Genomic DNA, 7,508 nt, shown 5'->3' with positions numbered 1-7,508 from the left:
GGTAGGGGTAGGGGTAGGGGTTTCCATGCCGCAGCAGGCGCAGGCTGATGAGTATGCAGAGCATGCAGCGGGTCCACACGTCGTCCAAGTGGCACCCCAGGTCTACGCGCTTCAACCAGCGGCGAGTTCGAGCATCGAGGCGCCGCCGCCACCGGTGGCAGCGGCCATTCAGCAGGTTGCCGCCACCATCCCTGCCGTGCAGTCCCTGCGCGGAGTGCGGTTGGAGGTTTCCAACGGCGTAGGAATCACCCGCTTGGCCCGTCGCACGGCTGACCGATTGGCCTCCACGGGCCTGGTGGCGGCACGGCTGACCAATGCCAAACCCTATCGTCAAGCCACCACCGAGATCCAGTTCGGCGCAGGCCAGGAGCAGATGGCGCAGGCGCTGAAGGCACACCTCCCCGTGGCGGCCAAGGTTGTTGCCATAGGCCACCTGCAGCCAGGGATACAAATGCGCTTGGTGTTGGGTCACGATCTCACGGCCAAGGCCGTCACGGCTTGGCTGGATCAGGTCGCGCAGGAGCCGCAGGCAGTGGCGTCGCGCAAGGATGACGGTTGGATCTGGGTGTGAGCCCGCAGGCAGGTCGTGGCAGGGACTGCTGCCCGTGCCATCCATGGCGCAACGGGCTCGGTCATTGATGAGGCAAGACACACCGGCAGCGAAATCGGAAGCTCGATCCATTGACGGCTTAGCTTGTCCGGAATGCTCGAACTTGAGCAGCAGCGCGTCTCCTTGGACATCGGTTTTCTTGGTCTGGGTGGCGGTATCTCTGCTTGTCAGCCCCTTTCTGGTCTTTCCGCTGGTCAAGGGCGCAGGGCTCTACGACAACCAGCGTTTGGTCCAGACGTCCTGTGCGCTGTTCGCGCTGCTCGTTGGCGTAAGGCAGTGGGTACGCGGCGCGGCGCGCCCCTTGCTATGGGACCGGCAGATTGTCAGCTTGCTGGGACTTTTCTTGCTGCTAGGCTTAGTGTCCAGTGCTTTGGCTCATTCGCCACGCCATGCATTTTTCGAATGGGTCAACCTACTTTTGATGCTGGGCATGAGCTGGGTCGTGGCATCCCAGGTCAGCTCCCGGGGCGAGGCGCTGCTGGATAAGCTGCTACTGGCAGCGGGGCTCGCGTGTGCGGCCTACCTGTTGCTCGAGATCTTGGTCTATCTCTCATGGCTCAAGGCGGGTGTTCGACCCTCGCCGCGCCAGCTAATTGTGGGCTACAACAATTATCGGTTTTTCAACCACGTGCAGACCATTTCTTTGCCCTTGCTCGGCCTGTTGGCGGCACGCATGCTGAGCCGCGATCGCAAGCTCTTTTGGTGGGGGATCACAGCGCTGTGGTGGATGCTGCTTTTCGTCGGGCTAGGGCGCGGCACCTTGACGGGCATGGCCGCCGGCATCGCGATGACTTGGCTGCTGCTGCGCCAGACCGCGGCGCCGTGGTGCCGTACCTTGCTCTGGTCCGCAGCGGGAGGGTTGGCAGCGTACCTGGTCTTGTATGCGCTGATCCCGGTCTCGCTTGGCATGGAGCCGTTCGGCCTGTTCTTCTCGGGTGCGGAGCGCAGCATCGGCAATCCGGGGTCGGGCCGACTGCAGCTTTGGTCGCGTGCCCTGGAGATGACGGTGGCTACCCCGTGGCTGGGGGCCGGCCCCGCCCATTTTGCCCACTACGGCCGCGACCTTTCCGGCGGTAATGCGCATCCGCACAACTGGGTGCTGCAAATCGGCAGCGAATGGGGGCTGCCGGCTCTGCTGGCCTTGATCGGAGCCGTCGCGCTGGCCATGCGCCGGCTCTGGCAACTGCGCACCGAAATTGCGCCACAAGATCAAGACACGCTGACCGCTTGGTTGGTGACAGGTTGGGCCATTCTTGTAGATGGCCTGGTTTCTGGGTTGCTCGTGATGCCGACCAGCCTGCTTTGGATTGGGTTCTACGTCGGCTGCGCGTGGGGTTGGGTGGTGTCGCGTGCTTCGCCCGCGGAGAACATGGCTCCTCGCTTGTCGATCCTGAAACGCTGTGCGGGCGGAGCAGTCACTCTGTTGTTGATCTATGGACTGCTACGCAGCGTGTGGCCCGATGTGCTGGGGTTCAGTACGCGCCAGCCTGTCGAGCAGGACAACCCCGTCTACCGGCCCAGGATTTGGCAAGACGGTCTCTTTTGATCGCGTAACGTTCAACTCACGTGGTCGATCGAAGGGGCGACTCGCCATGACAGGTCATTTGCTTGGCGCAGGCTGTGCCGATCCGCGAAGGCCTGTGTTGAGCCAACAGATAAAGCGGCCTGCCTTTGGTTTCATCAAAAATCCGGCCCAAGTACTCACCAAGTATGCCGACGAAAAACAATTGGATGCCGCCGAGGAACAGGACGGTGACTATCAGCGAAGGGTAGCCACGCACGGGGTCGCCCCAGATCAGGGTCTTGAGGATGATCCAGGCGCCCAAGGCAAAGGCACCGATGGCAAAGATGGTGCCGAGGTATGTGGCCAGTTTGAGAGGCGCGATGGTGAAAGAAGTGATGCCCTCAAGGGCGAAGTTCCATAGTGTCCAGTAATTGAACTTGGTATGACCCGCAGCCCTGGGATCGCGTCGATAGCTGACAGCCACTGAGGGATAGCCAACCCAGGCGAACAGGCCCTTCATGAACCGGTGCTGCTCGCGTAACCGCCCCAAATCTTGTACAACGCGCCGGCTCATGAGCCGGCAATCACCCGTGTCGGGCGGGATGGCCACCTTGGAGAGTTTCTTGATCACGCGGTAAAAGATGTGAGCCGTGGCTCTCTTGAGCCAAGTCTCACCGTCCCGTTGGCACCGTTTGGCATAGACAACGTCATAACCCGCCTCCCATTGGGCGACGAATTGCAACAGCAATTCCGGAGGATCCTGCAAGTCGGCGTCGAAAATGGCCACCGCGTCACCCTGGGCCACGTCGAGGCCGGCCGTCATGGCTGCCTCCTTGCCGAAGTTGCGCGAGAGAGTGACGGTACTGACGCGCTCGTCCGTGTTTGCCAGTCCGTCTATCACGGCCTGAGTGCCATCCTTGCTGCCGTCGTTGACGAAAATCATCTCGCAGCGATAGTCCATCAATTGGTCGAACACGCCGCTCATGCGCGTATGAAAGGCCGCGAGTACAGCCTCCTCGTTGTAGGCTGGTACGACGATAGAAATGAGCTTTTTCATACTGACGACCCGCTCCACGGATAGGGGGTCTTGATCAATGCCGTGCTTGTGAACTTTTCATGGCTTTTGTGCCAAGCAGAACACGGTCAGTCCCACGACTCGGTTGAGCTTGAACAAGGGACTTTCGATGTCACAAAGGGTTTTCAAGAAGGCGTTGACCATTGGGTGATGCTGAACGAGTTGCGAGCGCGGTGGGCGTGGTTTCGAGTACCGCTGTGCCAGTCGCATGATCGCGGCAATGGGGAAAATCATGCCAAAGAAGTAAGCGCTGTGCTTGATCTCCAATCCGGCCTTGCAAACAGCTTCCTCCAACTGACGAATGGTATAGCGTCGCTTGTGTTCAAGGAATTCGTCGTGCTGGCTCCAGAGCATCTGGAAGGCCGGGACGGAAACCAAGAAAATTGCGCCGCGGGGCACTTTATGGGCATAGAACCTTAGCAGCCCAACGTCGTCGTCCACATGCTCCAGTACATCCATTAGAAGTACCAGATCGGCCTCGGTGGTTCCGATTTCGCTTCTATAGTGAATCTCTTTTTCATTCAACCGGGTGTCATGGTCATGCTCGTATGCAATGTCGACGCACCAAGCCTCGCGCGCAGTTGAGTTTTTAAGGAGATATTTAGAGAAAAACCCGGACCCGGCGCCTATGTCTAATATCTTCTCCGGAACCTTTGCGCCAATGTGGCGCATCATCGCCTTCGCCTTGGATACGTAATACCAGTGGCGATCAATGGCGGATCCGAGAATGTCGGTTTCCTTGAGGTCCATCGCTGAATCCTTGAGCTCCGGGCCTTACTGCCGGTCCAAGCCTGACTGGCGACGGTCCGAAGGGTGTTTTTCTCCCCCAGTGGATACTTGCGTGCGGACATGAACCACAGCGTTTTCGTCCGCATAAAGGCGGCGCCAGTCGGGAAGATGGTCGAGCAGGGTGACAGGCGGACTGCCCGGCTTCAAAAGTGTCCATTGGATGCGGTGCTTTTCCAGCAGGTCTTGCAGGCCATCCCTGGTTGTAAGACCCAGTGCGTCAAGGTATTCCTTGAGAAAGGCGTCCTTGTACATGTCGGCGCGTCCGTCGATGAAGGGGGGAACGCCCATGTAGATGAGGTAGCCGCCCCAGTGGTACTCGTTCAATACGGGTCCCTGAATGGCCGCGTTGCGTCCAGCTTGGATGGCCAGAATGGGCGCGGCCGTCTCCGGCGGCTTGGGCGGCCGAGTGCGCGAGATCCAAAGCGTCCAGCCCAGCAGCAAGCCGAGGCCGACGGCAAGTGCCGCGTGGCCGGCAGGTCCGGCGAGCCTGCGGAACATGTGGTCCACACGATCCTGTTGTCGTCTGGCCTTGGAGGCCGCGGCCCACTGCGCTGCAAAAGGGGTGGCGAACAGTAGCGGCGTCAGCAGGCCGAGCAGTTCTACGTTCCGCGCGTGCTTGAGCGCCAAATGGATCAGGCCCAGCAGCAGGGCCAAGCGGACCGGCGGCAAGCGCAGCCCCTGGTGCATGACCATGGCCAAGCCTGCGAGCAACCAGAGCTCCAATGCCTGGAATCGATGGAAGTTGGGTGATCGCCATTCGCCGATCCGCGTCAGCGCATAGCTGCTCTCCGTGAAAATTTCCCAGGTGAACAAGATGCCGCCCAGGCCGTGCGGCGTGAGCAGCGCGCTGATCACGGCCAGCATCAAGAAGCCCCCCCAACTTCTGACGGCGTGCATGGCGCGCTGCTCGCGTCTGGCTGCGAGCAGCGCTTCGAACGCGAAGGCGAAGGCGAGGGCTATTCCCAACGTGAATCCGCCATGCATATTGGCCCAGAGTGTCATCACGGGTAGCAGCCAAAGGCTGGGAGCGCGGCCCGACTCGCTGGCACGCACCAGGCCGACAGTCCAGACGAGCAGCAGCGGCATGGCCAGAATGTGGGGCCGTGCCAGCAAATGGGCCGTCGTCATTAGCACCGCCAGAGCTGCGAGCATCAGCGCGTAAATCGGCTCCAGAATCTGCAGCAGGGCCCGCACCAGCAGCGCGACCGTGACGGCGAAGGCGAGGGCGGTGAGCGCGACGACGGCGCTCCAGCCGCCGGCGGCGTGAGCCAAGGCCAGGACAACCTCGGACAGCCATTCATGGGCCGTCCAGGCGGCGCCACGCATGGTGTGGGAAAACGGGTCCTTGGCAGGAACCGCGCCATGCTCGAGGATCCACTGCCCGGCGGCGATATGCCAATAGGTGTCACCGTCTCGGAGTAATTTCTCCCAGTGGAAGAAGACGAGCAAGTAGACCAGTGAGCCGACGATCAGCGGCCAGGAAAAAAGCCAGGCAGACCGCCCTGCGGTGTTGCCTGCTCCGGCAATGAAAATGGACTTGACGTTCATGGCAGTCGACTGCTCCTAGGGCCTGCAAGTCCGTGGCGACGGGAACGCGTGGCGCTTAGCGGTTCTCCCCACGGTACTGGTATGTTAGGTGCGCCGCTTTGGCTTGCATATCGCCAGTTCTAGGTATGCGACCAAGTGCCAGCCACGTCATTTAAGCGTCAGCAATCCCTCGTCAAGCAGAGCCTGCACGATGTCGGCTTGCCGCAGGTCACGCCGGCGTTTGATTTGCGGTCGTTGCGGTGCCGACTCGGCCATCCAGCGCTTGAACTCCACGAACGTTCTTGGGGAGATGGTGTGCATGAGCGCCATCTTGCCAGTGGCCGATATGACGGCATGCTCGAATTTGGGTGCGTCGGTCAGCACGGAAGCCCGAGCGGCCTGCACAGGCCACAGGTCCTCCTCATCATCCGAAAACCGGAATGGATGCGGGTCTCCCTTAACAGGCACGAGCCGCAGGAAGTCCACCTCGAAACCGCGGTCGTTGATGGCGGTTTCGTTGTGCATCTCCTTGCGCCGGAATGTAGGGTCCGCGCGCTGCAGGACCCGCAGCATGGAGGCGTCGATGCGCTCCAGGTCGGTGACGAACTGCACCCGACGCCGCGCGTCCCAAAGCAAGTCGACGTCCTGCGTGGCCAGCGCTCCCTGCACGATGCGCACGCCGGCGGCTGTTTCGTACGCATACAGTGCGTGGGTGCCGACCACCGTGAAGTGCTGACCCAGGCCGGCGTCTTCGAGCGTTTGCAGCAGGGCAACCATCAAGCTCGGCGCGCGTCCGGCCTTCACGGCCTTATTCAGCCGCTCGGCCTCCTTGAGCGCGTCACGCAGCGACCTCAGCCGCGCCTCTGTCTCCCGCTTGCGAGTGGTGAATGCCTCGTATGTGCGCAGCGTCTCTGGTGACCGCGGCCCGAGGCGCTGCTGTCGGTTGTCGGGCGCCGTCTTCACGAGATACTCGTGCTCGCCCTGCCGCTTCCAGTACATGCCTCCAACATACTTTCTTGCCTCGGCCTGGACGCGGCGATGCTCGTCGAACACCGTCATCGAGTCGATGACCTGCCTGGCAGCGTTGTCGGGCAGGGGCAAGTAGTCCATGGCCGTTCGAATTGCAAATTTCAATTTTATACGGCCATTCTTTATACGACAATGACTTAGAGTTCACTCTTTGGGCGAACAAGGCTGCCGAGATCCAGTTCGGCGCAGGGCGGGAGCAGCTTGGCATGGAGCAAGGACGACGGCTGGGCCTGGAGTTGGTGGGTCGCCTGCGCTGATCGAATTACCCCTGGCTTGCTTTTTGTCGATTGATGGCTATCATTGGTAGCCATCTTTGGCCGGGAGTAGTAAAGCAATGGACACCGCACGTCTTTTTCAATCGGGCCGCAGCCAGGCGGTTCGCTTGCCCAAGGAGTACCGCTTCACGGGGGCGGAGGTGGTCGTGCGGCATTTCGGCAACGGCGTGCTGCTGCTCCCCATCGATAGGCCTTGGGACATGCTGGATGCAGCGTTGGCCGCCTTCGAGCCCGGTTTTCAGATCAGCCGCGAACAGCCCGCAGTGCAGACTCGCGAGGAGATCCGGCCTTGATCTACATGCTCGACACGAACATTTGCATTTACGTGATCAACGCCCGGCCGGCGAAGGTTTTGGAGCGGTTCCGGCAGGAGCGCATAGGCAGTGTCGGTATTTCCAGCGTCACCGCCGCCGAGTTGGCTTTTGGTGTCGCAAAGAGTGGCTCCGCGCGCAACCGTGAGGCACTGGAAATGTTTCTGGCACCGCTTGAAATCCTGCCTTTCGATGACTCGGTCATCTGGTACTACGGTGACTTGCGCGCGGGGTTGGAGCGGCGTGGCCAGGCCATCGGTGCGCTTGACACCATGATCGCAGCCCATGCCCTGGCGTCCAACACGATCCTGGTGACCAACAACACCCGCGAATTTGCCCGGGTGCCGGAACTGCGACTGCAGAACTGGGCGGAAGAATAGCCATATCG

Annotated in this window: 8 protein-coding genes; 4 read left to right on the top strand and 4 right to left on the bottom strand. The window is 61.0% G+C overall.

Translation table 11 applies throughout. The features are described 5' to 3' along the window. Together FFS10_RS19170 and FFS10_RS19165 are read left to right on the top strand one after the other, a co-directional pair. Positions 1-571 (top strand): LytR C-terminal domain-containing protein (locus tag FFS10_RS19170; RefSeq protein ID WP_212744156.1); only part of this gene is annotated, 571 nt, incomplete at its 5' end. A gap of 142 nt (positions 572-713) precedes the next feature. Continuing rightward, positions 714-2,156 carry an O-antigen ligase family protein gene (locus FFS10_RS19165; protein WP_171016182.1) on the top strand — a complete coding sequence of 481 codons (1,443 nt, stop codon included), beginning with the start codon at positions 714-716 and terminating at the stop codon, positions 2,154-2,156. A gap of 16 nt (positions 2,157-2,172) precedes the next feature. Here the strand turns inward: FFS10_RS19165 and FFS10_RS19160 are convergent, their stop codons facing one another. The 4 genes from FFS10_RS19160 to FFS10_RS19145 form a co-directional block, all read right to left on the bottom strand. Further along, a complete protein-coding gene (locus FFS10_RS19160) occupies positions 2,173-3,171 on the bottom strand; it encodes a glycosyltransferase family 2 protein (protein ID WP_137896161.1) in 999 nt (332 codons plus the stop codon). A 57-nt stretch (positions 3,172-3,228) separates the two neighbouring features. Further along, the gene (locus FFS10_RS19155; protein ID WP_137896159.1) at positions 3,229-3,939 is read right to left on the bottom strand and encodes a class I SAM-dependent methyltransferase; all 711 of its coding nucleotides are present in this window, start codon (positions 3,937-3,939) and stop codon (positions 3,229-3,231) included. A 24-nt stretch (positions 3,940-3,963) separates the two neighbouring features. Further along, positions 3,964-5,526 (bottom strand): hypothetical protein, encoded by a 1,563-nt coding sequence (locus FFS10_RS19150; protein WP_137896157.1) that lies wholly within the window; start codon positions 5,524-5,526, stop codon positions 3,964-3,966. 147 nt (positions 5,527-5,673) lie between these two features. Beyond that, entirely contained in the window at positions 5,674-6,615 is a 942-nt protein-coding gene (locus FFS10_RS19145; protein WP_137896155.1) for a GSU2403 family nucleotidyltransferase fold protein, read from the bottom strand. A gap of 253 nt (positions 6,616-6,868) precedes the next feature. Here FFS10_RS19145 and FFS10_RS19140 point away from each other — a divergent pair, with 253 nt between their 5' ends. Next, complete coding sequence (locus FFS10_RS19140) at positions 6,869-7,102, top strand: antitoxin (protein WP_137896153.1); 234 nt, start codon at positions 6,869-6,871, stop codon at positions 7,100-7,102. A gap of 5 nt (positions 7,103-7,107) precedes the next feature. Continuing rightward, the gene (gene vapC, locus FFS10_RS19135) at positions 7,108-7,500 is read left to right on the top strand and encodes a type II toxin-antitoxin system tRNA(fMet)-specific endonuclease VapC (RefSeq protein ID WP_212744157.1); all 393 of its coding nucleotides are present in this window, start codon (positions 7,108-7,110) and stop codon (positions 7,498-7,500) included. The last annotated feature ends 8 nt before the right edge of the window (positions 7,501-7,508 follow it).

The sequence above is a fragment of the Ramlibacter sp. 2FC genome, assembly GCF_005503345.1.
Lineage (GTDB): Bacteria > Pseudomonadota > Gammaproteobacteria > Burkholderiales > Burkholderiaceae_C > SCMQ01.
This window is presented reverse-complemented; position numbering and strand designations above follow the sequence as displayed.

Excerpts from the sequence above, each read along its gene's own strand:
- FFS10_RS19160 (WP_137896161.1), bottom strand. The coding sequence starts at position 3,171 with ATGAAAAAGCTCATTTCTATCGTCGTACCAGCCTACAACGAGGAGGCT.
- FFS10_RS19155 (WP_137896159.1), bottom strand. The coding sequence starts at position 3,939 with ATGGACCTCAAGGAAACCGACATTCTCGGATCCGCCATTGATCGCCAC.
- FFS10_RS19150 (WP_137896157.1), bottom strand. The coding sequence starts at position 5,526 with ATGAACGTCAAGTCCATTTTCATTGCCGGAGCAGGCAACACCGCAGGG.
- FFS10_RS19145 (WP_137896155.1), bottom strand. The coding sequence starts at position 6,615 with ATGGACTACTTGCCCCTGCCCGACAACGCTGCCAGGCAGGTCATCGAC.
- FFS10_RS19140 (WP_137896153.1), top strand. The coding sequence starts at position 6,869 with ATGGACACCGCACGTCTTTTTCAATCGGGCCGCAGCCAGGCGGTTCGC.
- vapC (WP_212744157.1), top strand. The coding sequence starts at position 7,108 with ATGCTCGACACGAACATTTGCATTTACGTGATCAACGCCCGGCCGGCG.